We start from the raw sequence: 24,187 nt of genomic DNA, 5'->3' as shown, positions 1-24,187 counted from the left end.
ACCAGAGCAGGGTCAATTTGTTGTCGTTTCGCCCGGCGGCGTGGCGTCGAGCTTGGCCAGTCGCAGGCGCAGTTTTACTTCGGCACCGCCCTCGGGGCGATTGGCGATGAAAATCTCGCCACGGTGTTCCTCGATGATCTTGCGCACGATGGCCAGCCCCAGGCCCGAGCCGCGCGGCTTGGTGGTGACATAGGGCTCCATGGCGCGGCTGAGGATGTTGGGCGGGAAGCCACTGCCGTTGTCACGCACCACCAGCTCCACGCGCTTGCCATCCAGGCGAGTGACCAGTTCAACCAGCGGGGCCGTATGCTCGGCCACGGCATCCTGCGCGTTCTGTAGCAGGTTGTGGATGACCTGGCGCAACTGGCTGGCATCAGCCTGCACCAGGGGCAGGCCGCTAGCGAGGATCGGGCCGATCGGCACGGGCGCGGCCTCATACAGCATCAGCACTTCGCGCAGCAGGGCATTGAGATCCAGCGGGGCGAGCTGCGGCGCCGGTAGCCTGGCGTAGTCACGGAAGCCATTGACCAGGTTCTTCATGGCCTCGACCTGATTCACGATGGTCTGGGTGGAGCGATCGAGGAAGGCCCGGTCGGTGTCGCCCAGGCGGTCGGCCAGCTTGTGCTGCAGGCGTTCGGCGGAGAGCTGGATCGGCGTGAGCGGGTTCTTGATTTCGTGGGCCAGGCGGCGCGCCACTTCGGCCCATGCTGCGTTGCGTTGTGCCGAGATGAGCTCGGAAATGTCGTCGAACACCACCACGAAGCCGCCCGTGCTCTCGGGAAGCTGCGAGCCGTGCAGCAGCAAGGTCTGCACCGAGCCTTCGCCATGGGTGATTTCCAACTGACGGTGCCAGTCTGCCTCATGTTCGGCAAAGCCTGCCAGCACCGCATCGCGGAAGCTCACGTGGGTCTGCCATTCGGCCAGGGGCACGGCTTCGAAGCCGATCAGATCGTCCTGCAGGATAGCGGTGGCTCCGCGGTTGGCTGCGCGCAGCTCGCCTTCGCTCGAGAAGGCCAGTACGCCGGCCGAGAGGTTGGCGAGCACGCTTTCCAGATAGGCCCGTGCGGCGTCGACAGCCGAGCGGCTTTTCTCGGCCAGCGCCCGCGCATCCTGCAACTGGCGGGTCATGCGGTTGAAGGATTGAGTCAGTACGCCCAGCTCGTCGCGGGCCGGCAAGGCTTGGCGTGGCGAGAGGTCGCCTGCCGCCACGGCTTGGGTGCCTTCGGCGAGGATCAGCAAGGGGGCCGAGAGTGAGCGCGCAAACAGGAAGGCTACTGCCATGGCGGCGAACATGGCCAGCAGCAGAGCCAGGGTTAGGGTCACGAGGTAAATGCTCTTGAGGCCCTGACGAGAGAGCAGCAGTTCCTGATAGTTGCGGTGCAGTTCCTGGATCTGGTCGGCGCTGTGGGCGAGTGCTTCCGGTACGGCGGCACGCACCTGCAGCAGCAACGGGTCGACCTGCAGGAAGCGGCTCGGCACCGGTACGACCACACGCATCACGAGTTTTTCGCCCTCTCCTTCAACGGCGCGATACCCCATCGATTGACGGGCTTGGCGCAGCTGAGCGGTGGCCGGTACGTCGGGCACCAGGCCGCCCTGCGCCGCGCCCGTGGAGCTGACGACGCGCCCGCTGGTGGTGAGGAGGGTGATCTCGTCGGCATCGAGACGCTCGCGCAGGCGGATCAGTGCCGGCAGGCTGGGTGGGGTGAGCTGGTCGCCGAGCTCCAGGGCGACGTTGCGACTGCGTTCGGCCAGCTGGTCGAGCAGAGCATCCAGCGCGCTGCGACCGAGGGTGATGCCGGACTCCAGGGCCGAGTCGACGCGCACGTTGTACCAGGACTCGATCGAGCGCACCGCGAACTGCACCGAGATCACGTAGATCAAGGTGCCGGGAGCAATCGCGAGCAGCAGGAACATGCCGATCAGCTTGAGCTTGAGGCGGGAGCCGAACTGGCGCGAGCGGTATTCGATCCACAGCTTGCGCAGCTGCAGGCCGACCAGCACCGCGAGCGCCACGGCCAGCGCAATGTTCAGCCCCAGCAGGACCGGATAGTTGTGGGCAAAGAGTGAGGAGTTGGCGCCTGCCGAGGCCAGCAGGAAGAGCAGGATGGCGCCCAGCGCGAGCACGACAATGAGCAGTCGCCTCATCGCGGATCAGGCCCTTGAGCAAGGAAATTCCACTGCACCCAGCCGGTCGAGACATCCAGCTCGCGATTACCGAAGACTACGACCTGAAAGGGCTTGGGCAATTGGGACATGTCCAGCCGGAAACGCAGCGAGGCTTTGTAGGTCTCGCCGGGCGTGAGGCGGTTGCGGTCGATCACCGACCAGTTGCGGATCGATAGCAGGGCGCGCAGGGCATCCTCGAAGCTGCCGAAGCTGCGGTGGATGCTGCCTACCGAGAGGCGATACTGGCGGGTGAGGGCGTGATAGGAGAGGCGAAAGTCCAGATTCCGTTCGACCACGCTCTCATCGAGCCAGTACCAGCGTGTGCGGGTCAGGGTGAATTCAGCCTGGAATGGGATCGAAACCCCGCTGGCGATCATTTCCTCCAGGCGCGGATTGGCCTGCATCTCGAGCGACGCATTGACCACATACACCTGATCGACCGGGACGATTTCCTGGAAGCGGAAGTCCAGACCCTTGCCGGCCGCCTGCGCGGCCGGCGCGCAGAGCATCATGAAGATCAGCAACCACAGCTGGCGCAGCAGAGACATGACGGCAGCCCTCGTCCCGAGCTGACGCTCAGGCGCTTTTCTCCAGCAGGGCGAAGTAGAAGCCGTCATGTTGCGCGGTGGGCAGCCAGTGTCTCTCGAATGTACCGTCCGGCAGGCGGGCGCGGCGGCAGTCCTTGTGGCGGGCGGCGAAGCGGGCGACCTGCCTTCCGTTCTCCTCTTCGAAGACGGAACAAGTGAGATAAAGCATTTTCCCGCCCGGCGCCAGCACTTGCCACAGGGCCTCGAGGATTTCGGCCTGAACCGTTGCAAAACCCGCAATGTCTTCCTCGCGGCGCAGCCACTTGATGTCCGGATGGCGACGCGCTACGCCCGAGGCGGAGCAGGGCACGTCGGCGAGGATGCGCTCGAAGGGCTGGCCGTTCCACCACTCGTCGAGATGGCGGCAGTCGGCCGTGCGGACTTCGGCAGAAAGACCGAGGCGGGCAAGGTTGTCGCGCACGCGCTGGCTGCGCTTGTCTTCCACATCCAGCGCCAGCAGGGCGATGTCTGCGGACTCAAGCAGGTGAGCGGTCTTGCCGCCGGGGGCGGCGCAGGCGTCCAGCACGCGCTGACCCGCGGCGAGATCCAGCAGCGCGGCCGCTTGCTGGGCGCCCCAGTCCTGCACCGAGACGCGGCCTTCGGCAAAGCCGGGCAGGCTGGCAACTGGCCGCGGTGTGTCGAGCTGAAGAGCCAGTGGGGCGAGTTCGGTGAAGGTGATTGCGGCCTCTGTGAGCTCGGCGCGGCAGGCGTCTGCGCTGCTGCGGCGCGGATTCACGCGCAGGCTCATCGGTGGGTGGGTGTTGTTGGCGGCCAGCAGGGCCTGCCAGTGCTCCGGATGCTGACGCTGTACGGCCTTGATCCACCAGGCGGCATGACGCCAGTGCGCGGTGGGGTCGGCATCGGCGGCGGCAAGCAGAGCGGCCCATTGACGTAGCGCGTTGCGCAGCACGCCATTGACCAGCGCCTTGAGGCGCCCCTCGGCGAGGCGGGCGGCGGCTTCAACAGCCTGATCGACGACGGTGTGGGCGGTGTCCGGCCGGGTTTCGAGGCGGTAGAGGGCAAGCAGCAGCAGAGCTTCGATGCGTGGCTCTTCAAGCGGCTTGCTGAGCAGCTTGGCGAGAATGAAGCTGCCGCGCCCGCAGTCGCGCAGGGTGCCGTAGAGCAGATCCTGCACTGCGCCGCGGGTCGCCGGCAGCAGGTCCGGGTAGGCTTGCCACAGGCCCAGCAGGCCGTCGTTCAGCGCATAGCCCTTGAGCACGGCGGCAAGGCCATCGCTGGCAACCAGCAAGGCTTCGCCGAGCGTGCCGGCGGCCAGTGGTGGCAGGGCCGGGCCGCGTGGGCGGTGATCACGGGCAGGTGGGGTGTTACGGGAGTCCTGCGTGGGGCGGGAGCGGGCGGGGCCACGGCCGGTGGCCGGGTGGGCGCCGGTGCGGCGCGGGAAAGGTTTCTTGTCCATGCCCGGATTGTACGGGTTCGGCCCTGCGGATGCGGGAGACGAAGCGCTTGCAGCGCCTCAGGGAGCGCAGCGAGGGTGCTGGATCGCTGCGCTCAAGCCGGTCAGCGCTTCAATTCCTTCACCATGCCGGCAAATTTCAGAGGATCGGTGCTGGCACGGCGGGCGTCTTCCACGCTGACCTTGCCGGCCGTGATGAGGCGCAGCAGATCATCGTTCATGGTGTGCGAGGAGGCGTTGCGCTCCAGGCTCTGGATATCCAGCAGGCCGCGGATGCCGCTGAAGTTGGCGCTGCCGATGAGATGGGCGGCTTCCTGGTTTACCGTGAGGCATTCGGTGGCGAGCTGGTAGCCGTCACCCGCCGTGTTTGGCAGCAGGGCCTGGCACAGCACGCCCCGCAGGCTGCTCGCCAGCGTCTGGGCCTGGGCTTCGCCGTTGCCGAGGAGACGCAGCATCTTCTGCAGTCCCAGTTCGGTGGAGCGCGCGTGCAAGGTGGCGAGGACCAGCGGCCCGGCTTCCGACAGGGCCAGGGCTTCCTGCGCGGTGGCCGCATCGCGGATCTCGCCGATCAGGATCACGTCCGGGCGCTCGCGCAGGGCATCCAGCGCGCCGAGGTAATAGCTCGCAACGTCGCCGTCGGTGCCGACCTCGCGTTGGGTGATGATGCTCTTCCTCTGCGGAATCAGGGTTTCGACCGGATCCTCGATGGTGATGATATGGCCCGGGCGGGTTTTGTTGATCTCGTCGAGCAGGGACGCGATGGTGGTCGACTTGCCCTGGCAGGTGTCGCCAACGATCAGCACCAGTCCGCTGGTGAACTTGGCGAAGGCCTGGGTGTTGGGGCGCAGGCCGAGGCTGGCGAGCGGCAGCGGCTCGGCCGGGAAGCGGCGGATCACGCAGCCCAGGCGTTTGCGGGCGTGGAAGGAAAAGCAGTTCACGCGCAGGCGGGCGCTGTAGAGATCTTTGGCACGGTCGAAAGCGCGCTCAAGAATGCGTTCTTCCCAGGCTGGCTCGATCACTTCGAAGAATTCTTCAAGCTCCTGGCCGGTGACCGGAATGTCTGACACGGCCACCAGGCGCTTGGGCTGACGCAGCATGACCGGGCTGTTCTGGTGAATGATGATGTCGGAGAACACGATCTCCGAATTGAGCAGGCTGAGGATCTGCTCGATCAGCGTGCCCGAGCCTGGGTAATCGAGATTCTCGGTCGGCGATAGGGTTTCGATCAGCGAATGATGGGTCTGGTCCATGGCGTGCCCCGGCGGTAATTTTGTTCGACCCGAATCCTTGCCCGAGCGGGCAGGAATTGCAAGCGTCGGGTGATGGAAGTAACCAGGCCCCAGTCGCGTTTGCGTCTGGGGCCTGGGTGCGTGAGGCGGCGTGTTCGAGCTTGCTTAGCCGCTATTGCGCAGACCGGCCGCCACGCCGTTAATGGAGAGCAGGATGCCGCGACGCACGCGGTCGTCCTTGTCGCCTTCACGGTAACGGTGCAGCAGCTCGACCTGAACGTGATTGAGGGGGTTCAGGTAGGGCAAGCGGTTGCGGATCGAGCGGGCCAGCAGCGGATTGCCTTCAGTGAGTTCCTTCTGACCGGTGATGGCCAGCAGCACTTCGAGGGTGGACTCCCATTCGGCCTTGATGCGCGTGAAGATGGCGTCGCGCAGCGAGGCGTCCTGTACCAGTTCGGCATAGCGCGAGGCGATCGCCAGATCGCTCTTGGAGAGCACCATGTCCATGTTGGCGAGCTGAGTGGCGAAGAAACTCCATTCCTTGTACATCGACTGCAACTGGGCCATGCCGGCGTCGCCGCGCTTGGCAAGGAAGGCCTTTACGGCCGAGCCGAACCCGAACCAGCCCGGCAACATCACGCGGGATTGCGCCCACGAGAACACCCAGGGGATCGCACGCAGGTCTTCGATGGCCGTGCTCTTTTTGCGCGAGGCCGGGCGCGAGCCGATGTTCAGGTTGGCAATTTCCGAGATCACGGTGGACTCCCAGAAATAGGTTTCAAAGCCCGGGGTTTCGTAGACGAGGTGACGATAGGCCTTGAAGGCTTCGTCCGACAGCTCGTCCATGACGGCCAGGTAGTCGGCGCAGGGCGCGGCTTCCGGGTGGGCCAGCAGCGTGGCTTCGAGGGTGGCGGCGGCCAGCACTTCGAGGTTGCGGCGGCCCACTTCCGGGTTGGAGTACTTGGAGGCGATGACTTCGCCCTGCTCGGTGAGGCGGATCTGACCTTGTACCGCGCCGCCCGGCTGGGCGAGGATGGCCTGATAGCTCGGGCCGCCACCACGACCGACCGAACCGCCGCGGCCATGGAATAGGCGCAGGCGCACGCCATGGCGCTTGAAGACCTCGATCAACTGGATTTCGGCCTTGTAGAGTTCCCAGCCGGAGGTGAGGAAGCCGCCGTCCTTGTTGGAGTCCGAGTAGCCAAGCATGCATTCCTGAGCTTCGTCGCGTGAGGCGACGAGCTTGCGGAAGACCGGGATGCTGAAAATACGGTCCATGATGCCCGGGGCGTTCTGCAGGTCGCCAATGGTTTCGAACAGCGGGATCAGGTTGACGTCCAGAGTGCCGGCGGCCGGGTTCAGTAGACCGACCTCCTTGAGCAGCACGGCCAGCTCCAGCATGTCAGAGACGCCGTCGGTCTTGGAAATGATGGCGTTCTGCACGCAGCATTTGCCGTAGATGCGGTGCGATTCGGCAATGGCGCGGAAGATCGCCAGCTCACCGGTGGTCTCTTCGGAATACTGCACGCAGGGCGAGGACAGTGGGCGAGAGGTGGCGAGCTCCTGCAGCAGGATGGCGATGCGGCCTTCTTCGTCTTTTTCCAGATACTTCGTGCCGGGGTGCGCGGCTTCGAGCAGTTCGGCCACGCTGCGCTCATGCACGTCGGAGTTCTGGCGCACGTCGATGCTGGCCAGATGGAAGCCGAACACCGAGGCAGCGCGCTGAAGCTCACGCAGCTTGCCGTGGGCGAGGGCGGGCGAGCAGTACTTGAGCAGGGAGTTGTGGATGATGTCCAGATCCGTGCGGAAAGTTTCGGCATCCGGATAAGGCTCGGCAGCGGCACCGGGCTGGCGGCCTATCGGCTGGATACCCAGTTTCATGGCGGTCGCCCACAGGCGTGCGTGGATGCCACGCATGGCGCGGCGGTAGGGCTCATCCTCGGTGTGCGCACTCTTGTAGGGCGAGCGTTCGGCCAGAGCGACCAGCTCCGGGCTTACGTCCACCAGCCCGCTGGAAAGCGAGAGGCGGTTGCTGAGGCGGCTGCTTTCCTCGATGTAGAAATTGAAGGCGACTTGGGACTGCAGTTGCAGCGCGCGGCGCAGGATGTCGGCGGTCACGAAGGGGTTACCGTCGCGGTCGCCGCCAATCCAGCTGCCCATGCGCAGGAAGGAGGGCAGATCGAAGTGCTCACCGCTCTGGCTGCGCGCGGAAAGCTGATCTTCGAGGCGGGCATACAGCTTGGGCAGCTCGCGCAGGAAGGTGTAGTCGTAGAAGGACAGGCCGTTGGCGATTTCGTCGACGACTGACAGCTTGGTCAGGCGCAGCATGCGCGTTTCCCACAGCAGCAGGATTTCGCGGCGCAGGGATTCTTCGTTTTCCTCTTCCTCTTCCGGAGTGAGGGCCACGCGGTCGCGCTCGTCGAGCAGCTGGGCGATGCGCAGCTGGCAGTTGAGGATGGACTTGCGCTGCACTTCGGTCGGGTGGGCGGTCAGCACCGGGCGGATCATCGCCGTGTCGAAGAACTCCTTCAGACGCGCGTCATCGATGCCGGCTTGGCTGGCGAGGGTCAGGGCGTGAGCCATGCTGCCCTCGCGTGGTGCGGAGCCCGCCCGCAGGTGGGCACGCGAGCGGCGGATGTGGTGCTCGTCTTCGGCAATGTTCGAGAGCTGTGAGAAGTAGCTGAAGGCACGCACCACATTGAGGGTGTTTTCGTGCGCCACTTCCTTCAGCATGGCCTCCAGCTCTTGGCGGGCGTCACTGTCGTCATCGCGGTGGAAGCGCACCGAGGTCTGGCGGATGCGTTCGATGAGACCGAAAACGTCGACGCCTTCCTGGGCGCGCACAGTATTGCCGAGGATGCGCCCGAGCATACGGATGTCGTCGCGGAGCGGGGTGTCCTTGTCCTGATCGGTGAGGGGGGCGTGATTGTTCATGCTGGCTCTGAGGGCTAAAAAGCTGTTTTTCTGGGCGGACTGCAGAATATAGCAGCCCGGCGGCCCGCCCGGGCAGCCGTGCTAACATCCTTGCTAGTGTTTATAAGCAAGAGCCGTTCCGCCGGCTCAGACCGTCAGAGCGACTATGCAACTGATCACTGTCACGTTTGAGCGTGTTTTCGATATTCGCCGTGAGCGACGTGGTGGTCGTATTACAAGACCTGTCACGGAGTTCAGTTTTGAAACGACGGACAAGGATTGCCCGCTTGCCGTGATGGTGCCGGGCTGGCCTGAACTTGTTTCAGGCATGACGGTGACTACGCTGCTGCGCAATCAGGGCGACTGGCGTTCTCTGGCCGGCTGGGTAAATCTTCGTACCGGTGAAATTGCGGCCCGCTCGTATGGACGCGAGCTGGTGTTCGGACTGGCTTTTTGCTGCCTGTCTGTAGCGAGTTGGTTTCTCGTGTATGGAGCTGGTGCAGCAGGCTCTATCTCGGCAAACAGGATTGGCGCTCAATGCTTGGTGTGGGTATTCGCGCTACTCGGAATAGTTGAGCTGGTGCTCGCGTTTCGGTTCTACCGGGACCGCCGTCTTCTCAAGAAAGTTGTGCTGTCTTCCGGAGTCCAGAAATGACTATTGCCCCTACCCGCATCGTCATTGCCACCCGCGAGAGCCGCCTGGCCTTGTGGCAGGCCGAGCATGTCAAAGCCCGTCTTGAAGCGACCTGGCCCGGCTGCGTGGTGGAGCTCCTGGGCATGACTACGCGCGGCGATCAGATTCTCGACCGCTCGCTGTCCAAGGTCGGCGGTAAGGGCCTTTTCGTGAAAGAACTGGAGCAGGCGCTGGCCGATGGCCGTGCCGACATCGCGGTGCACTCCATGAAGGATGTGCCGGCGCAGATGCCCGAGGGCTTCGCCCTGATCGCCACGCTGGAACGCGAAACACCGCTGGATGCCTTCGTCTCGAACCGCTACGAAACCCTTGCCGACATGCCGCCGGGCACCGTGGTCGGCACCTCCAGTCTGCGCCGCGAGGCGCAGCTGCATGCCCAGCACCCGTATCTGGGCGTGCTGCCGCTGCGTGGCAACCTCGATACGCGCTTGAAAAAGCTCGATGAAGGCCAGTACGACGCGATCATCCTCGCCGCTGCCGGCCTCAAGCGCCTGGGGCTGGGCAATCGGATCCGCAGCGTGCTCAGCAGCGAGGATAGCCTGCCGGCCGCTGGCCAGGGCGCGCTGGGCATCGAGGCGCGGGCTGACCGGCCCGAAGTGGCTGCCTGGCTGGCGCCGCTGGTCGACCCGGTCACCACCGTATGCGTTTCTGCCGAACGTGCGCTGACGCAAGCCCTGCAGGGCGGTTGCGACGTGCCGATCGGTGCCTTCTGCGAGCCGCAGGCCGATGGCCGACTCTCCATGCGCGCTTTCGTGGCGACGCCGGACGGCGCGCAGATCGTGCGTAGCGCAGGTGAGGCGCCAGCTGCCGAGGCGGAAGCGCTGGGCCAGCGTCTGGCTGCGGACTTGTTGGCACAAGGCGCGGCTGCGATTCTCGCCTCTTTGCGCGAATGAAGCCGCTGGCCGGGCGCTGCATCGTCACTACCCGCCCGGCCGCGCAGGCCGCCGTGCTGGGGCGCGAGTTGCAGGCGCTGGGCGCTGAAGTGCTGAACTTCCCGGTGATTGCCATCGCGCCCGCCGATCCGGCGCCGCTGCAGGCACTTGACTTGGCTGGCTTCGAGCTGGCTTTCTTTGTGTCGGCGAACGCAGTCGAGCAGGCTTTTGCGATCAGGCCGCGTGCACAGTGGCCGGCCAGTCTGCGGGTGGCGACGGTGGGACCGTCCAGCGCGCGGGCCCTGAGGGATCACGGCTGCAGCGAGGTCATCGTGCCGGCACAGGGCTTCGATAGCGAAGCCGTCCTGGCCCTGCCCGAGTTTCAGGCGGCGGCCATTGCCGGCCGGCGTGTGCTGGTGCTGCGCGGCGAGGGCGGGCGCGAGTTGCTGGCCGACACCCTGCGTGAGCGCGGGGCTGCTGTTGAACAGGTCTGCGTTTATCGGCGCAGCTGTGCCGCGCTGGATCCCGCCCCTTTATGGGCGCGTTTTGCGCGCGGCGAGCTGAGCGCACTGTTGTTTACGGCCAGCGAAGGTTTGCGTTTCTTCCTTGAAATCACAGGCGAGGAGGGCTGTGCGATGCTCGCCGGCCTGCCCTGTTTTGCCCCGCATCCACGCATCGCAGAAGCCTTGCGGGCGGCTGGGGCTACGCAGGTCGAGCAGACCCTGCCGGGCGATGCCGGCCTGCTGGAGGGCCTTGCGGCCTTTTTTGCTGCCCCTTCTGACTAAGCCCGCAGAGGGGCCTATCGGTTAAGATTCGGTCATGGAAAACCAAGTCCTCCCTCCGCAGCCTTCCGCGCCCGAAGCGAAGCATCGCAGCGGCCCGCGCTGGAACCGTATCTACACTTCTGCAGCCGTCGCTGCGCTGGCCTTGCTGGGCTGGCTGGCTTACGACACACGCCACGATCTGGCGAGCGTGCAGGCCGAATTGCAGCAGCGCGTGGCCGAGGGCGACAAATCTGCTCAGGAGGCCCGCACGCTGGCGCGCCAGGGGCTCGAACAATTGGAGCACGCGCAAGGTCGCATCACCACCCTGGAAGCGCGTTTGCATGAATCCGAAACCCAGTACGCCTCGGTCGAGGCCTTGCGAGCCGAGTTCGCCCGCATGCGCGACGAGCGTGCGCTGGACGAAATTGCCTTGGCCATCGAGATCGCCGTGCAGCAACTGCAGTTTGCCGGCAACGTACCAGCAGCCCTGAATGCACTCAAGGCTGCCGATACCCGTCTGGCTTTGCTCGATCAGAGTCGTTACCTGCCGCTGCGCAAGCTGGTCACGCGCGACATCGAAACCCTCAAGACCCTGCCGGGCGCAGACACTGCCAGTGTGGCCCTGCAACTGGAAACCATCATTGCGCGGGTCGACAGCTTGCCGCTGGGTTTCGAGCGTCAGGTGCCACCGCCGCCCAAGGCCGTCAAGGCACCGGCCAAGAAGACCGCATCCTCTTCCAGTGCGGACGCCGCAGCGTCGGCACCGCTTTCCAGCCCGAATGCCTTGATGAGTCTGCTGGTTGATCTGTGGCAGGACTTCCGCGGCCTGATCCGCATTGAGCGCCTGGATCGCCCGGATCCGGCCCTGCTGGCCCCCAGCCAAGCGGCCTATCTGCGCGAGAACCTGCGTCTGCGCCTGCTTTCGGCTCGGGTGGCACTGCTCCAGCGCGAGGGCAAACTGTTTGCCGAAGACATGCAGCAGGCGAGCCTCTGGCTCAAGCGCTATTTCGATCTTGAAGCGCCCGCAGTGGCCGGCACGGCCGAGGAACTGGCCCGCATCGCGCAGGCGCGTCCGGGTGTTCAGCTTCCCGCACTTGAGGACACGCAGGCTGCCCTGCGTGCGCTCAAGTCCGGCAGCAAGCGCTGAGGTCCGCCATGCGTGCACTGACCTGGCTGATCGGACTCTTCGCGATGGCCGTGGGGATCGTCCTCGCGGCGCGTTACAACGAGGCCTACGCCCTCTTCGTGTGGCCGCCCTACCGCGTGCAGGTGTCCATGAACCTGCTTCTGCTGCTGCTGTTGGTGGTTTTCTTGCTGAGTTACCGGGTGGCGCGGATTGCCGTGCGCGCCGTTGAACTGCCGGGTGAGGTCAATGTGTGGCGCAAGCAGCGCCGCCGTGAGCAGGCCCAGAACGCCTTGGCTGAAGCCGAGCGCTTTTATCGCGAAGGGCGTTACGGTCAGGCCTTCCGCTCGGCTACCCATGCCTATGCCGGCCTGCCGCAGCCGGGCCTCGCGGCCTTGCTGGCGGCGCGGGCGGCGCATGCCATGCGCGATTTCGAGCGGCGCGATACCTGGCTTGCCCACGCGGCCGCGCATGATCGTGAAATCCGCCTGGCGCGCTTGATGACCGAGGCCGAGCTGGCGATTGCCGACCGCCGCTTTGAAGATGCGGCCAGCAGCCTTGAAGGCTTGCGTGCCCGTGGCCATCGCCATCTCGCCGCGCTGCGCCTGTCGCTGCAGGTCGAGCAAGGGCGCGGGCGCTGGCCAGAGGTGGCGCGCCTGGCGCGCACCCTGCACAAGCATGGCGCGCTGACGGCAGAGCAGACGGCTCCGCTGTTGCGCCGCGCCCAGCTTGAGCAATTGCGCGAGGCAGAGGGTGATCTGAACGCCCTGGAACGCGTCTGGCAGGGAGTTCCGGATGCAGAGCGACGCGACGCGGGCTTCTTGTTGCGCGCTGTACCACACCTGATCGGCGCAGGGGATGACAAGCTCGGCGTGGCTGCCATCGAGGACGCCCTCAAGCATGATTGGGAGCCCGAGCTGGCAGCGCTGTATGGCCGTTGCCAGAGTAAGGATCTGCGCGCCCAGCTGGCTACTGCTGAAGCCTGGCTCAAGCAGCATCCGGAAGATGCCAGCCTGCTCCTCGCGCTGGGGCGTTTGTGCCTGCGTGCCCAGTTGTGGGGCAAGGCGCAGAGTTACTTCGAAGCGTCCTTGTCGCAGCAGGCTTCGCGCGCAGCACATCTGGAGCTGGCGCGGCTGGCCGAGCGCCTTGAGCGCAAGGAAGTGGCCGAGCGCCACTATCGCGAAGCCGCTGTGCTGGGGGCCTGAGCATGTCCGGTATTCCGCGTCGCCTGAATCTTTCCGTGCAATATGCCCTGTCCGCCGAGGGTTTGCCTGAGCGCAGCCAGTTGCGCGGCTGGATCCGCGCGGCCGAGCCGGGCGCGGCCCAGCTTACGGTGCGTTTTGTTGATCGCGAAGAGGGGCGCGGCCTCAATGCCGAGTATCGCGGCAAGGATTACGCCACTAATGTGCTGTCTTTCCCCTATGAGCAGGAGCCAATCCTGACCGGCGATCTGGTGCTGTGCTGGCCGGTGGTGGTGGAAGAGGCTGCCGCGCAGGGCAAGCCGGTGGAGGCCCATTGCGCCCACCTGATCGTGCACGGCGTGCTGCACCTGCAGGGCTGGGAGCATGAAGAGGATGCCGAAGCCGAAGAGATGGAGCAGGAAGAGCGCACGATTCTTGCTGAGCTGGGCTATCCCGATCCTTACGCCAATGAAGAGAAGTGACGAGCACCGAGGACTGAGGACTGAGTGGACATTTTCCTCGGCTGTGCCGATGCATGTTTTTACCCAGCCCTCAGTCCTCGTTCCTCAGTCCTGACAAGAAATGGACCCTTCCAGTAGTCGCCCCAGTATCCTTGAACGCCTTTCCTCCCTGCTTACGCGTGAGCCGGACGACCGCGAGGCTTTTGTAGACCTGCTTCACTCGGCGCATGAGCGCAAGCTCTTCGATGCTGACGCCCTCAGCATCATCGAGGGGGCACTGCAGGTGGCCGACATCCCGGTGCGCGAAGTGATGGTGCCGCGTGCGCAGATGGATGTGGTGCATATCGAGCAGAGCTTCGACGAGATCCTGGATATCGCCATCAGCACAGCCCACTCGCGTTTTCCGGTGGTGGGCGAGAATCGTGACGATGTGCTCGGCGTGCTGCTGGCCAAAGATCTGTTGCCGGCTTTGCGCCAGGACGACTTCAACCTGCCCGGCCTGATCCGGACCGTGGCCTTCGTGCCGGAAACCAAGCGCCTCAACGAACTGCTGCGTGAATTCCGGGTCAGCCGCAATCACATGGCCATCGTGGTCGACGAGTACGGCGGTGTATCCGGGCTGGTGACCATCGAGGATGTGCTGGAACAGATCGTGGGCGATATCGAAGACGAGTACGACTTCGATGAGCATTCCGACGATATCGTGGCAGTGCCCGGCGGGCGCTGGCGCGTGAAGGCGCTGACGGCGGTGGATAGCTTCAACGAACGCTTCGGCAGCCAGCTCGAACGCGATGGTGTGGACACCCTTGGCGGCCTGGTGCTGCAGCATTTCGGCCGCGTGCCAGCGCGCGGCGAGATGATCGAGATCCGCGGCTTCCGCTTCAAGGTGCTGCGCGCTGACCGTCGCCGGGTCTACACCCTGCTGGCTGAGCCTTTGCCGGCACCGGACGGCGTGGGCGGCTAGGTTCTGAGATCATGACGAATGCTCCCCGGATGGCGGCGAATTACGCGGAAGAATTGTTTGCTTCAGGCTTTTTCTGCGCGGAGAGCGTCTTGCTTGCGCTCGCACGCGCGCAGGGCATTGAAAGTGATGTGCTGCCCAGGATAGCCACGGCCTTTTGCAGTGGTATGGCACGTACCTGTGGGACCTGCGGCGCCCTGACCGGAGCCATGATGGGAATCGGCCTTGGCTCGGGCCGTACGGCCCAGACGGATTCTGTGCAGGCCACCTACGAAGCGACCCGGCAACTCATCAACGCCTTTGAGGCCGAATTCGGTTCAAGGGATTGTCATTCCTTGCTGGGGTGCGATCTTGGAACACAGGAAGGGCAAGCCACCTTTCGTCAGGATCGGCTTGGCCGGAAGTGCGCGGAATACACGCGCCGGGCAACTGAAATCGCCGTAGAAGTCCTCAACCAGACCGCTGCCTGAGTCTTCGGGCAAGCGAGCATCCATGCGCCTGTCACACGCCAGCGCGTAGAATCGCCGCGGCTTCTTCCGGGTACGTCACCATGTCCTTTCTGATTGCTTTGCTGGCCGGTGCCGCTAGCGTGCTGGCCTATGCGCCCTTCGAACAGTTCTGGCTGATGCCGCTGAGCTGGGGCGTGCTGTATTTCTTCCTGCGCCAGCCGGATCTGCGACCCGGGCGGGCTTTTCTCACCGGTTGGGCCTGGGGCAGTGGCGCCTTGTTTGCCGGCCTGTGCTGGCTGGTGGTGGCGCTCAACCGCTTCGGCGGCCTCTCCGCGCCGCTTGCCGTATTCCTGATCCTGCTCTTCTGCTGCGCACTGGCGCTGTATCCGGCCTTGCTCTCGGCGCTGTTTGCTCGCCTGCGCCCCGCGCATTGGGTTGGTCGGGTTGTGCTGATGGCAGCGTGCTGGACGCTGTGTGAGCTGCTCCGTGGCCAGGTGTTTCCCGCTTTCCCGTGGCTGGCGATTGGCTATACCCAGACGCCTCCGAGCCCGCTGGCGGGCTGGGCGGCCGTGCTGGGCGTGTATGGCATGACCTTTCTGCTGGCCGCCACGGCCGCGTTGCTGGTGGAGGCCTGGCGTGAGCCTGTGCTGCGCCGGCGGGCACTGGCCTGGGCGCTGCTGCCCTGGCTGGCTGGGGCCGGCCTGCGCCAGATCGAGTGGAGTGCCCCGGTCGGGGCGCCCGTCAGCGTGTCACTGATCCAGACCAATGTGGCGCAGGACCAGAAGTGGCGCGCCGACACCCTGATGGCTCAGCTGCAGCTCAATGCCGAGCTGTTGGCGCGCTATCCAGCCCGGATCATGGTGCTGCCCGAGAGCAGCCTGCCGCTGTTTGTAGACCAGTTGCCGCAAGGCTTTCTTGAGCATATCGAGCAGCAGGCACGGGGCGCTGGCGGCGATGCGATTCTCGGCGTGTTCACCAGCGATGCAGCGGGCGGGGTCTTCAACAGCGCAATCACGCGCGGCTCCAGTGCGCCCCAGCAGTACAGCAAAAATCATCTGGTGCCCTTCGGCGAATTTCGCCCCTGGGGCTTTGGCTGGTTCTTCGATCTGGCCAACATTCCGATGGCCAACCAGACCCCTGGCGGTGATCACCAGCCCTTGCTGGAACTGGCCGGCCAGAAAGTGGCCATGAACATCTGCTATGAGGACGTGTTCGGCGAAGAGCTGCGCCGCGCACTGCCGGAGGCCACGCTGATGCTGAACATCTCGAATCTGGCCTGGTACGGCGATTCGCATGCCCAGCCGCAGCATCTGCAGATGTCGCGAATCCGCGCGCTGGAGTCGGGCCGGCCACAGTTGCGTTCGACGAATACCGGCATGACCGCCATCGTGCTGCCTGATGCCACAGTGAGTGCCGTGCTGCCGGCCTTCACTCAGGGCGCACTGCAAGCTGAGGTGCGTGGTTACCAGGGCGTGACCCCCTTCGTGCTGCTGGGCGACTGGCCAATCTGGCTGCTCGTGTGGTTGGTGTTGCTGGGAGCGTTGATCCGGAAACGTCGGTTGGGCTGAGCGAGCCTATCTGGCGGCCCCGAACTCGGCCGAGAAATCGTCCCACCAGCGAGGGTCGGAAAGTGGTGGTGCGAACCCCGAGAGTTCTGGGTTTTCAAGCCGGAAAAGCCGGCGTCCGGCCAGTGGCAGATCGCGAAGCACTTCGCGTTTGTACGCCCTGTAGAGGCGTTCGAACTCTCCTGTTGCGGCTAAACGCTGTAGACCATCCCGGATGCGTTCGGCCATCTTTTCACCGGTCGGTGTGCGTGGCACAAAGTAATAGCGCGCAAGCGGATAGAGTAGGGCTAGGTGTTTCTCTATCGTCAAGCCCGGCACCGTTTCACGTCGGCTGATCCACTCGGCTTGGATCTCGTTCGCTCCGCGTGAAAACAGTTCGAAGCGATTGGCCTCCAGCCCCTTGAACAGTCCCTCGAAGCTGTCTGTTGCAACCACCTCAAGGCCGTTGTGGCGAAGGATCGTTGTGTCTGTCCAGCTTGGTCGTTGCCCGATTCTGAAGCGCCGCAGCATGTCCAGATTCTTCACCTTCTCAAGGGCCGCCTGTTGGTGCTCCATGATGAGGAAAAGGCGAAGACCGAGCAGCCCCTTATCCAGTGGTAAGGGGATAGCCAGAAGCTTCTGCTCCAGCGCCCGGCTTGTGCCCGGTGCAAAGATGTTGACGCGCTCCCCTCCGGACTCCAGCTCCAACTGGATGCGCTGATAGTTCATCGGTACCGGGAAGGCTTCTAGCGTGTACTCACCGTATTGGCTCCGATTGCTTTCCAAGATGGCCGCAAGCAGCCGCCAGTAATAGACTTGGCGTTGATCGTCTGCGTTTTCCGGTGCCGGGTAGGTGAAACGCATTGGATCCGCTGCAGCAGTCGCAGCAGTCGCAAGCATCCAGAGCAGCAGGATCCGTAGCAAGTGGCGAAGTGGAGAGGGCATTTTCAGCGCCCCGTCCGATTCGATGGAGCCAGTTCGGGCGCGAGATCGTCCCACCAGAGCTTGTCGTTGAGCGGTGGTGCCTTGTCGGAGAGCTGGGTGTTGGTGAGGCGGAAGACCTTGCGGCCGGAGAGATCCAGATCCGCCAGCACCAGCTTCTTGTAGGCCTGATAGCGGCGCTCGAACTCGCCGGACTTGGCCAGGCGGCGCAAGCCGTCCTCGATGCGCTCGGCCATTCTCTCGCCATCCTTGTTGCGCGGCACGAAGAAGTAGCGTGGCATCGGATAGGCCAGCACGAACTTCTTCTCGATCGTGAGGCCGGGGATCTTGTTCTTGTGGGCCAGCCATTCGGCGTGAATCTCGATGGCACCGCGCGAGAAGAGGTCATAACGGCGTACTCCCAGCATCTGGAACAGGCCCTCATAGTTGTCGGCCAGCACCAGCTTGAAGTTGTTATCGCCGAGGATTTTTGTGTCGGTCCACACCGAAGCCTGGCCGATCGTGAGCTGCTTGAGCTCCTCCAGCGTCTGCATGTTGTCCAGTCTGGCCTGGGTTTCCGGCATGACCAGAAACATCCGGTAGCCGAGCAAGCCCTTGTCCAGCGGGATCGGAATCGCGCGCAGGCGCTCTTCAAGCTCCAGATTGGTGGCGCGTGAAACGATATTGATGCGCCCCTTCTCGCCGGCCTCGACTTCGGCTGCCGCGCGCTGGAAATTCATCGGCGTGCCGTAGGGCATCACTTTGTAGTCACCGTACTTGCTGCGGTTGGACTGCAGGGCGGCCTCGAGGATCTCCCAGTAATAAGTGTGACGCTTGTCGGAGGTGTTCTCCGGTGGTGGATGAATGAAGCTCATCGGCTCGGCCGCCTGCGCTGGCAAGGCCGCGTTCAGCAGGCAGCTCAGCAGCAGGCACAGCGCGCTGACTTTCATCCTTGTCTCCTCCTCATCGCGGGCAATCCACTATAGCCAAACTTGCGGGCCTGCCAAGCAGGGCTTGCCTTTAGGGTCTGTTGGCAAGCATTCACCGGATCGCGAATGCTTGCCAAAAGACCCCAAGCCGACGCTTGCCTGTAAAATCCCCGCTTTCGTATCCGCTGCAGGCGCGGCCGCTCCGGTCGCCCCCCTCACATGAACGCCAAACCAAGTTTTCAGGACATCATTCTCAAGCTCCAGTCCTACTGGGGCAGCCAGGGCTGCGCACTGCTGCAGCCCTACGACATGGAAGTCGGCGCCGGCACCAGCCACACCGCCACTTTCCTGCGCGCCATCGGGCCGGAGCCCTGGCGCGCCGCCTATGTGCAGCCGAGCCGCCGTCCCAAGGATGGCCGCTACGGCGAGAACCCCAACCGCATGCAGCACTACTACCAGTTTCAGGTGGTGCTCAAGCCGGCCCCTGCCAATATTCTCGACCTCTACCTAGGCTCGCTTGAGGCCCTCGGCTTCGATCTGAAGAAAAACGATGTGCGCTTCGTTGAAGACGACTGGGAGAACCCCACGCTGGGCGCCTGGGGGCTGGGCTGGGAAGTGTGGATGAACGGCATGGAGGTGACCCAGTTCACCTATTTCCAGCAGGTCGGCGGTATCGACTGCAAGCCGATCACCGGCGAGATCACCTACGGCATCGAGCGTCTGGCCATGTACCTGCAAGGCGTCGAGAACGTCTTTGATCTGGTGTGGACCACCTGGGAAGAGAATGGTCAGACCCGTGTGTTGAAGTACGGCGACGTGTTCCACCAGAACGAAGTCGAGCAATCGACCTACAACTTCGAGCACAGCGATGCCGAATTCTTGTTCACCGCCTTCGGTGCGCACGAAAAGCAGGCCAAGCACCTGATGGAAGCCAAGCTCGCGCTGCCCGCCTACGAGCAAGTGCTCAAGGCCGCACACACCTTCAACCTGCTGGATGCGCGTGGCGCCATCTCGGTCACCGAGCGCGCTGCCTACATCGGCCGCATCCGCAATCTCGCCCGTAGCGTGGCCGCCTCGTATCTGGAAAGCCGTGAGCGTCTGGGCTTCCCGATGGCCCCTAGGGAATGGGTCGCCGACCTCCCGAAGAAGGAGGAGAAATAATCATGAACAAGAATCTGCTCGTAGAACTGTTTGTTGAAGAATTGCCGCCCAAGGCACTCAAGAAGCTTGGTGAATCCTTCTCCGCCGTGCTGGCCGACAGCCTCAAGGCGCAAGGCCTCGCTGCTGCCGATGCTGCCGTCAGCTCCTTCGCTTCACCGCGCCGTCTGGCCGTTCAGGTCGCCGCTGTGGCCGATAAAGCCGCCGACAAGCCCGTGTCGCAGAAGCTGATGCCTGTCTCGGTCGGTCTGGATGCCAATGGCGCCGCCACCCCGGCGCTGCTCAAGAAGCTGGCCTCGCTGGGCGCTGATGAATCGGCCGTGGCGAATTTGAAGCGCGTGGGCGAAGGCAAGGCCGAAACCCTGATGTTTGATTCTGTGCAGCCGGGCGTGGCGCTGGCCGCCGGCCTGCAAAAGGCACTGGAAGACGCACTGGCCAAGCTGCCGATCCCCAAGGTGATGGGTTATCAGCTGGCCGATGGCTGGAGCACGGTAAGCTTCGTGCGCCCGGCGCACAAGCTGATCGCTTTGTATGGTGCGGATGTCGTCGACATCTCCGTGCTGGGCCTCAAGTCCGGTCGCGAAACCTTGGGCCATCGTTTCGAAGCCGCCCAGCCGGTGGTGGCTATCCGCGACGCCGACAGCTATGCCGAGCAACTCAAGAACGAGGGCTCCGTGATCGCCTCGTTTGCCGAGCGCCGCGCCGAGATCGTGCGCCAGCTCGCAGCGGCCGCAGCCAAGGTCGGCGGTGGCGTGAAGGCCATCGAAGACGAAGCCCTGCTGGATGAAGTGACCGGCCTGGTCGAGCGCCCGAATGTGGTGATCGGTCAGTTCGAGACCGAATTCCTCGCTGTGCCGCAGGAATGCCTGATTCTCACCATGAAGGCCAACCAGAAGTATTTCCCGCTGCTGGATGCAGCAGGCAAGCTGACGAACAAATTCCTGATCGTCTCCAATATCGCCCCGGCGGACGCCAGCGCGGTGATCCAGGGTAATGAGCGGGTGGTGCGCCCGCGTCTCGCAGATGCCAAATTCTTCTTCGATCAGGATCGCAAGAAGAGCTTGGCCTCGCGCGTCGAAGGCCTTGGTAAGGTCGTGTATCACAACAAGCTTGGCACTCAGGGCGAGCGCATCGAACGCGTGCGCGCGATTGCCAAGGCGATTGCCGGCAAGCTGGGCGTGGATGCGGCGGCGGCCGATACCGCCGCACAACTGGCCAAGGCGGATCTCTTGACCGACATGGTCGGCGAATTCCCCGAGCTGCAAGGCATCATGGGTGGCTACTACGCCCGCCACGACGGCCTCGGCGAGACGATTGCCGACGCAGTGGAAGATCACTACAAGCCGCGCTTTGCCGGTGACGATCTGCCGCGCAACGAAGTGGGCTTGGTGGTGGCGCTGGCCGACAAACTGGAAACGCTGGTTGGCCTGTTCGGTATCGGCCAGCTGCCGACCGGCGACAAAGATCCGTTCGCGCTGCGTCGTCATGCGCTGGGCGTGATCCGTATGCTGATCGAGCGCGATCTGCCGTTGTCGCTTGAAGCATTGGTCAAGGACTCTGCTGCTGCATTCGGCTCTTTGATTACTGACGCCTCGGCTGCGCTGTCCGAGTTTATCTTCGACCGCCTCGCAGGCAGCCTGCGCGAGCAGGGCTACTCGGCGCAGGAAGTCGACGCCGTGCTGGCTCTGCGGCCGCAACGCCTCGGCGACATTGCCAAGCGTCTGGCTGCCGTGCGTGCCTTCGCGGCGCTGCCGGAAGCGGCTGCGCTGGCTGCGGCCAACAAGCGCGTCGGCAACATCCTGAAGAAAATCGAAGGCGAACTGCCGAGCACCGTTACGCCGGCCTTGCTCGCCGAAGAGGCCGAGAAGGCCTTGTTCGCCGCGCTGGGCTCGATTGCCCCGCAGGCGAATGCCGCCTTCGATTCGGGCGATTACACCGCATCCCTGCAGGCCCTGGCGGCACTGCGTGGCCCGGTTGATGCTTTCTTCGATGGTGTAATGGTCAATGCCGAAGAGGCTGCGCTGCGTGCCAATCGCCAGGCCTTGCTGAACCAGTTGTATGGCCTGATGAATCGCGTGGCGGATCTTTCGAAGCTGTCGGCGTAATGCAATGACGGGGCGGGCGAGGAGTGTGCGAGCACTGCGCCCACTCCTTTCTGCCCGATGTGTTGAACGGGAAGCGGGCGAAGCCGGGCCGGGATCGATCCCCTCCTGATTCTCCCTTTCCCCTTCTCTTCAACCCTCTTCCCGGAGAGCCAAGTGAAACTGATCATTCTCGACCGTGACGGTGTCATCAACATCGATTCCGCCCAGTTCATCAAGTCGCCGGAGGAGTGGAAGCCGATTCCCGGCAGCCTTGAAGCGATTTCCCGCTTGGGCGAGGCGGGCTACAAGATCGTGGTGGTCACCAACCAGAGCGGTGTCGGGCGCGGCCTCTTCGACATGGATACGCTCAACGCGATCCACGACAAGATGATCAAGTGCCTTGCCACCGTGGGCGGGCGCATCGATGCGATTTTCTTCTGCCCGCATCCGGCGGATTCGCCCTGCGATTGCCGCAAGCCCAAGCCCGGTATGTTTCAGCAGGTGGCTGAGCGCTTCAATATGGACCTCAAGGGCGTGCCGGCCGTGGGTGACAGCCTGCGCGATCTGGTGGCCGGCCAGGCGCTGGGCTGCACGCCCTATCTGGTGCTGACCGGCAAGGGCAGCAAGACCGCCCTCGATCCTGAGCTGCCGGTGGGGACCAAGGTCTTCCCGGACCTCTCCGCCGTCGCCAATCACCTGCTCGGATACAAGGCCTGATGCTGAACCTGTTGCGCTCACTGGTTTTTGCGCTGTTCCTGCTCTTTGTTTTCCTGCCCTTCACCGGTTTTGTGGCCCTCACGCGCTGGATGAGCCTGCGCCAGCGCTACGACTTCGTGACCGGCTGGAATGCCCGCTACACCCTCGGCGCCTTTCGCCGCCTTCTCGGCATCACCCATCGCGTAGAGGGCCTGGAGAACATTCCGGCCGAGCCGGTGGTGTTTCTCGCCAAGCATCAGTCGGCCTGGGAAACCCTGGCGCTGGCGGCTTTCCTGCCGCCCTCGGCGTATGTAGCCAAGCGCGAACTGCTACGCATCCCCTTCTTCGGCTGGGGGATGGCTCAGATGCCGATCGTGACCATCGACCGCAGTGCCGGCAAGGATGCTTTGCGCCAGGTGGTGGAGCAGGGGGGCGCCTTGATGAATGAGGGCTATTCGGTGGTGATCTTCCCGGAGGGCACGCGCACCGCGGTGGGTGGGCAGCGGCGTTACAAGATCGGCGGCGCCACGCTGGCGGTGGAGACGGGCCGCAAGATCGTGCCGATTGCGCATAACGCTGGTGAGTTTTGGCCGCGCAATGCCTTCGTCAAGCGTCCCGGGGAAATCACCGTGAGCATCGGCCCCGCCATTGATACGGCCGGCCGTAGCGCCGAGGCCGTGAATGCCGAGGCGGCTGCCTGGATCGAGGGCGAGATGCATCGCCTCTTCCCGCAGCACTATCGTCAGTCGCTTGGCAGCAAGCGCGAAGCGGCCCGGGTCGCCCATTGATGGAGCTGCAGCGCACCGCCCAGAGTACGACCGGCGCGGAACAGCGCACTCTCCGGCTGGGGCCGCGCGAGATCGTATTCACCTTGCGCCGCAGTGCGCGCCGCACGCTGGGCATGCAGATCGACCGGCGCGGGCTTACTGTGACCATCCCGCTGCGTGCCAGCCTGCGCGAGACCGAAGCCTTCATGCGCGAGCGTGCGGCCTGGATCGTCGAGAAGCTCGATGAGTGGGCGCAGCGCCAGCCGCCATCCTCCGTGCAGATCAGTGACGGTATGCAACTGCCGGTGTTTGGCGAGCCCTGCACGGTGCACTGGACGGCCGGTGCCAACCGCACGCGCTGGGTGGAAGGCTATGCGCGGCGCGAGCTGCATCTGCATCTGCGCCGTCATGAGGATGCGCCGCGCCTGCTCCTGCGCGGCCTGCAGGAGTACGCCCTGCCGTACTTTGCCGGCCGCCTCGATGAGTATGTGTATCTGCTCCAGCGCACTTACCCTGAGATCCAGCGCCCGCCCTTGTCTCTGTCGAACGCTCGCACGCGCTGGGGCAGCTGCTCAAAGCTCTCCGGCATTCGCCTCAACTGGCGCCTGATCCATCTGCCACGACCGCAGATTGATTACGTGGTGGCGCATGAGGTTGCGCATCTGGTGGAAATGAACCACTCGCCGCGCTTCTGGCGCCTGGTCGGCGAACTCAAGCCCGACTACGAGCGCGACGAAGCGGCGCTCAAACAGGCTCACCGCGTCATTCCGGTGTTCTGATTCACGGGAGCCCTGCTCCCCACTTTCAAGGAGTTACATATGCGCGTACTGCACACCATGATCCGCGTTGGCGATCTGGATCGCTCGATCAAGTTCTACACCGAAGTGCTGGGCATGAACGTGATTCGCACTTCGGATCACCCCGAAGGCAAGTTCACCAACGTCTTCGTTGGTTATGGCAGCGAAGCGGACGGTGCGGTCATCGAGCTGACCTACAACTACGGCGTGGAAAGCTATGAGCTGGGCACCGGCTTTGGCCATGTGGCGATTGCGGTGGAGGATGCCTATGCCGCCTGCGCCGAGATCAAGGCCCGTGGTGGTGTGGTGACGCGAGAAGCCGGCCCGATGAAGCATGGCACGACCGTGATCGCCTTCGTGCAGGATCCGGATGGCTACAAGATCGAGCTGATTCAGCGCGGTACGCTCTGAGTCTTGCCTCGCTGATTCGCCCAAAGAGAAAGCCCCGCACGCGGGGCTTTCTCTTTGGTGGAG

The 24,187-nt window shown here is 64.1% G+C and carries 22 protein-coding genes; 15 read left to right on the top strand and 7 right to left on the bottom strand.

What is annotated here, in order from left to right; genetic code table 11:
* Positions 1 to 12: 12 nt before the first annotated feature.
* From C0V76_RS08220 to ppc, 5 genes are all read right to left on the bottom strand, one after another.
* Complete coding sequence (locus C0V76_RS08220) at positions 13 to 2,148, bottom strand: ATP-binding protein (RefSeq protein WP_101941909.1); 2,136 nt, start codon at positions 2,146 to 2,148, stop codon at positions 13 to 15.
* Positions 2,145 to 2,717, bottom strand: coding sequence for a DUF4390 domain-containing protein (locus C0V76_RS08215; RefSeq protein WP_158239179.1), 573 nt, complete (start codon positions 2,715 to 2,717; stop codon positions 2,145 to 2,147). Before C0V76_RS08215 ends, C0V76_RS08220 begins: the two co-directional genes overlap by 4 nt.
* A 28-nt stretch (positions 2,718 to 2,745) precedes the next feature.
* A complete protein-coding gene (gene rsmB, locus C0V76_RS08210) occupies positions 2,746 to 4,173 on the bottom strand; it encodes a 16S rRNA (cytosine(967)-C(5))-methyltransferase RsmB (protein ID WP_101941907.1) in 1,428 nt (475 codons plus the stop codon).
* Between the two features lie 101 nt (positions 4,174 to 4,274).
* Complete coding sequence (locus C0V76_RS08205) at positions 4,275 to 5,420, bottom strand: type IV pilus twitching motility protein PilT (protein ID WP_101941906.1); 1,146 nt, start codon at positions 5,418 to 5,420, stop codon at positions 4,275 to 4,277.
* A gap of 144 nt (positions 5,421 to 5,564) precedes the next feature.
* Positions 5,565 to 8,333, bottom strand: coding sequence for a phosphoenolpyruvate carboxylase (gene ppc / locus C0V76_RS08200; RefSeq protein ID WP_101941905.1), 2,769 nt, complete (start codon positions 8,331 to 8,333; stop codon positions 5,565 to 5,567).
* 145 nt (positions 8,334 to 8,478) lie between these two features.
* Here ppc and C0V76_RS08195 point away from each other — a divergent pair, with 145 nt between their 5' ends.
* The 9 genes from C0V76_RS08195 (at position 8,479) to lnt (ending at position 16,385) form a co-directional block, all read left to right on the top strand.
* A complete protein-coding gene (locus C0V76_RS08195) occupies positions 8,479 to 8,967 on the top strand; it encodes a hypothetical protein (RefSeq protein WP_101941904.1) in 489 nt (162 codons plus the stop codon).
* A complete protein-coding gene (hemC, locus tag C0V76_RS08190; RefSeq protein WP_101941903.1) occupies positions 8,964 to 9,899 on the top strand; it encodes a hydroxymethylbilane synthase in 936 nt (311 codons plus the stop codon). Before C0V76_RS08195 ends, hemC begins: the two co-directional genes overlap by 4 nt.
* Entirely contained in the window at positions 9,896 to 10,663 is a 768-nt protein-coding gene (locus C0V76_RS08185; protein WP_101941902.1) for a uroporphyrinogen-III synthase, read from the top strand. The genes hemC and C0V76_RS08185 overlap by 4 nt, the downstream gene beginning before the upstream one ends.
* Before the next feature lie 34 nt (positions 10,664 to 10,697).
* Positions 10,698 to 11,789 (top strand): uroporphyrinogen-III C-methyltransferase, encoded by a 1,092-nt coding sequence (locus C0V76_RS08180; protein ID WP_101941901.1) that lies wholly within the window; start codon positions 10,698 to 10,700, stop codon positions 11,787 to 11,789.
* Between the two features lie 8 nt (positions 11,790 to 11,797).
* Entirely contained in the window at positions 11,798 to 12,970 is a 1,173-nt protein-coding gene (locus C0V76_RS08175; RefSeq protein WP_101941900.1) for a heme biosynthesis HemY N-terminal domain-containing protein, read from the top strand.
* A gap of 2 nt (positions 12,971 to 12,972) precedes the next feature.
* Entirely contained in the window at positions 12,973 to 13,428 is a 456-nt protein-coding gene (gene ybeY / locus C0V76_RS08170; RefSeq protein WP_101941899.1) for an rRNA maturation RNase YbeY, read from the top strand.
* Positions 13,429 to 13,528: 100 nt separating this feature from the next.
* The gene (locus C0V76_RS08165) at positions 13,529 to 14,371 is read left to right on the top strand and encodes an HlyC/CorC family transporter (RefSeq protein ID WP_101941898.1); all 843 of its coding nucleotides are present in this window, start codon (positions 13,529 to 13,531) and stop codon (positions 14,369 to 14,371) included.
* 11 nt (positions 14,372 to 14,382) lie between these two features.
* Entirely contained in the window at positions 14,383 to 14,838 is a 456-nt protein-coding gene (locus tag C0V76_RS08160) for a C-GCAxxG-C-C family protein (protein ID WP_101941897.1), read from the top strand.
* 80 nt (positions 14,839 to 14,918) lie between these two features.
* On the top strand, positions 14,919 to 16,385 hold the full coding sequence (gene lnt / locus C0V76_RS08155; RefSeq protein WP_101941896.1) for an apolipoprotein N-acyltransferase: 1,467 nt from the start codon (positions 14,919 to 14,921) through the stop codon (positions 16,383 to 16,385).
* Between the two features lie 6 nt (positions 16,386 to 16,391).
* On the opposite strand, the gene C0V76_RS08150 is transcribed toward lnt, so the two are convergent.
* Positions 16,392 to 17,225, bottom strand: a complete 834-nt coding sequence (locus tag C0V76_RS08150; RefSeq protein WP_143707377.1) for a hypothetical protein — start codon at positions 17,223 to 17,225, stop codon at positions 16,392 to 16,394.
* An 83-nt stretch (positions 17,226 to 17,308) separates the two neighbouring features.
* The gene (locus tag C0V76_RS08145; protein WP_101941894.1) at positions 17,309 to 18,232 is read right to left on the bottom strand and encodes a hypothetical protein; all 924 of its coding nucleotides are present in this window, start codon (positions 18,230 to 18,232) and stop codon (positions 17,309 to 17,311) included.
* Positions 18,233 to 18,430: 198 nt separating this feature from the next.
* Here C0V76_RS08145 and glyQ point away from each other — a divergent pair, with 198 nt between their 5' ends.
* From glyQ to gloA, 6 genes are all read left to right on the top strand, one after another.
* Positions 18,431 to 19,372, top strand: coding sequence for a glycine--tRNA ligase subunit alpha (glyQ, locus tag C0V76_RS08140; RefSeq protein ID WP_101941893.1), 942 nt, complete (start codon positions 18,431 to 18,433; stop codon positions 19,370 to 19,372).
* Between the two features lie 2 nt (positions 19,373 to 19,374).
* Positions 19,375 to 21,474 (top strand): glycine--tRNA ligase subunit beta, encoded by a 2,100-nt coding sequence (gene glyS / locus C0V76_RS08135; RefSeq protein WP_216821696.1) that lies wholly within the window; start codon positions 19,375 to 19,377, stop codon positions 21,472 to 21,474.
* A gap of 153 nt (positions 21,475 to 21,627) precedes the next feature.
* Positions 21,628 to 22,170: a D-glycero-beta-D-manno-heptose 1,7-bisphosphate 7-phosphatase gene (gene gmhB, locus C0V76_RS08130; protein ID WP_101941892.1), complete on the top strand. Its 543-nt coding sequence runs from the start codon at positions 21,628 to 21,630 to the stop codon at positions 22,168 to 22,170.
* A 2-nt stretch (positions 22,171 to 22,172) separates the two neighbouring features.
* A complete protein-coding gene (locus C0V76_RS08125) occupies positions 22,173 to 22,937 on the top strand; it encodes a 1-acyl-sn-glycerol-3-phosphate acyltransferase (RefSeq protein WP_101942229.1) in 765 nt (254 codons plus the stop codon).
* Entirely contained in the window at positions 22,937 to 23,695 is a 759-nt protein-coding gene (locus C0V76_RS08120; protein WP_101941891.1) for a M48 family metallopeptidase, read from the top strand. Before C0V76_RS08125 ends, C0V76_RS08120 begins: the two co-directional genes overlap by 1 nt.
* Positions 23,696 to 23,734: 39 nt before the next feature.
* Positions 23,735 to 24,124, top strand: coding sequence for a lactoylglutathione lyase (gene gloA / locus C0V76_RS08115; RefSeq protein ID WP_101941890.1), 390 nt, complete (start codon positions 23,735 to 23,737; stop codon positions 24,122 to 24,124).
* Positions 24,125 to 24,187 lie beyond the last annotated feature (63 nt).

This window comes from Uliginosibacterium sp. TH139, from assembly GCF_002855595.1.
Classification (GTDB): Bacteria; Pseudomonadota; Gammaproteobacteria; order Burkholderiales; family Rhodocyclaceae; genus Uliginosibacterium; species Uliginosibacterium aquaticum.
This window is presented reverse-complemented; position numbering and strand designations above follow the sequence as displayed.

What these genes read in the sequence shown, in the direction of transcription:
- C0V76_RS08150 (WP_143707377.1), bottom strand. Translation starts at nt 17,225, where the DNA reads ATGCGTTTCACCTACCCGGCACCGGAAAACGCAGACGATCAACGCCAA.
- ppc (WP_101941905.1), bottom strand. Translation starts at nt 8,333, where the DNA reads ATGAACAATCACGCCCCCCTCACCGATCAGGACAAGGACACCCCGCTC.
- lnt (WP_101941896.1), top strand. Translation starts at nt 14,919, where the DNA reads ATGTCCTTTCTGATTGCTTTGCTGGCCGGTGCCGCTAGCGTGCTGGCC.
- rsmB (WP_101941907.1), bottom strand. Translation starts at nt 4,173, where the DNA reads ATGGACAAGAAACCTTTCCCGCGCCGCACCGGCGCCCACCCGGCCACC.
- C0V76_RS08160 (WP_101941897.1), top strand. Translation starts at nt 14,383, where the DNA reads ATGACGAATGCTCCCCGGATGGCGGCGAATTACGCGGAAGAATTGTTT.
- hemC (WP_101941903.1), top strand. Translation starts at nt 8,964, where the DNA reads ATGACTATTGCCCCTACCCGCATCGTCATTGCCACCCGCGAGAGCCGC.
- glyQ (WP_101941893.1), top strand. Translation starts at nt 18,431, where the DNA reads ATGAACGCCAAACCAAGTTTTCAGGACATCATTCTCAAGCTCCAGTCC.
- ybeY (WP_101941899.1), top strand. Translation starts at nt 12,973, where the DNA reads ATGTCCGGTATTCCGCGTCGCCTGAATCTTTCCGTGCAATATGCCCTG.
- C0V76_RS08180 (WP_101941901.1), top strand. Translation starts at nt 10,698, where the DNA reads ATGGAAAACCAAGTCCTCCCTCCGCAGCCTTCCGCGCCCGAAGCGAAG.
- C0V76_RS08120 (WP_101941891.1), top strand. Translation starts at nt 22,937, where the DNA reads ATGGAGCTGCAGCGCACCGCCCAGAGTACGACCGGCGCGGAACAGCGC.
- C0V76_RS08145 (WP_101941894.1), bottom strand. Translation starts at nt 18,232, where the DNA reads ATGAAAGTCAGCGCGCTGTGCCTGCTGCTGAGCTGCCTGCTGAACGCG.
- C0V76_RS08175 (WP_101941900.1), top strand. Translation starts at nt 11,798, where the DNA reads ATGCGTGCACTGACCTGGCTGATCGGACTCTTCGCGATGGCCGTGGGG.
- C0V76_RS08195 (WP_101941904.1), top strand. Translation starts at nt 8,479, where the DNA reads ATGCAACTGATCACTGTCACGTTTGAGCGTGTTTTCGATATTCGCCGT.
- C0V76_RS08185 (WP_101941902.1), top strand. Translation starts at nt 9,896, where the DNA reads ATGAAGCCGCTGGCCGGGCGCTGCATCGTCACTACCCGCCCGGCCGCG.
- C0V76_RS08215 (WP_158239179.1), bottom strand. Translation starts at nt 2,717, where the DNA reads ATGTCTCTGCTGCGCCAGCTGTGGTTGCTGATCTTCATGATGCTCTGC.
- glyS (WP_216821696.1), top strand. Translation starts at nt 19,375, where the DNA reads ATGAACAAGAATCTGCTCGTAGAACTGTTTGTTGAAGAATTGCCGCCC.
- gloA (WP_101941890.1), top strand. Translation starts at nt 23,735, where the DNA reads ATGCGCGTACTGCACACCATGATCCGCGTTGGCGATCTGGATCGCTCG.
- C0V76_RS08220 (WP_101941909.1), bottom strand. Translation starts at nt 2,148, where the DNA reads ATGAGGCGACTGCTCATTGTCGTGCTCGCGCTGGGCGCCATCCTGCTC.
- C0V76_RS08205 (WP_101941906.1), bottom strand. Translation starts at nt 5,420, where the DNA reads ATGGACCAGACCCATCATTCGCTGATCGAAACCCTATCGCCGACCGAG.
- C0V76_RS08165 (WP_101941898.1), top strand. Translation starts at nt 13,529, where the DNA reads ATGGACCCTTCCAGTAGTCGCCCCAGTATCCTTGAACGCCTTTCCTCC.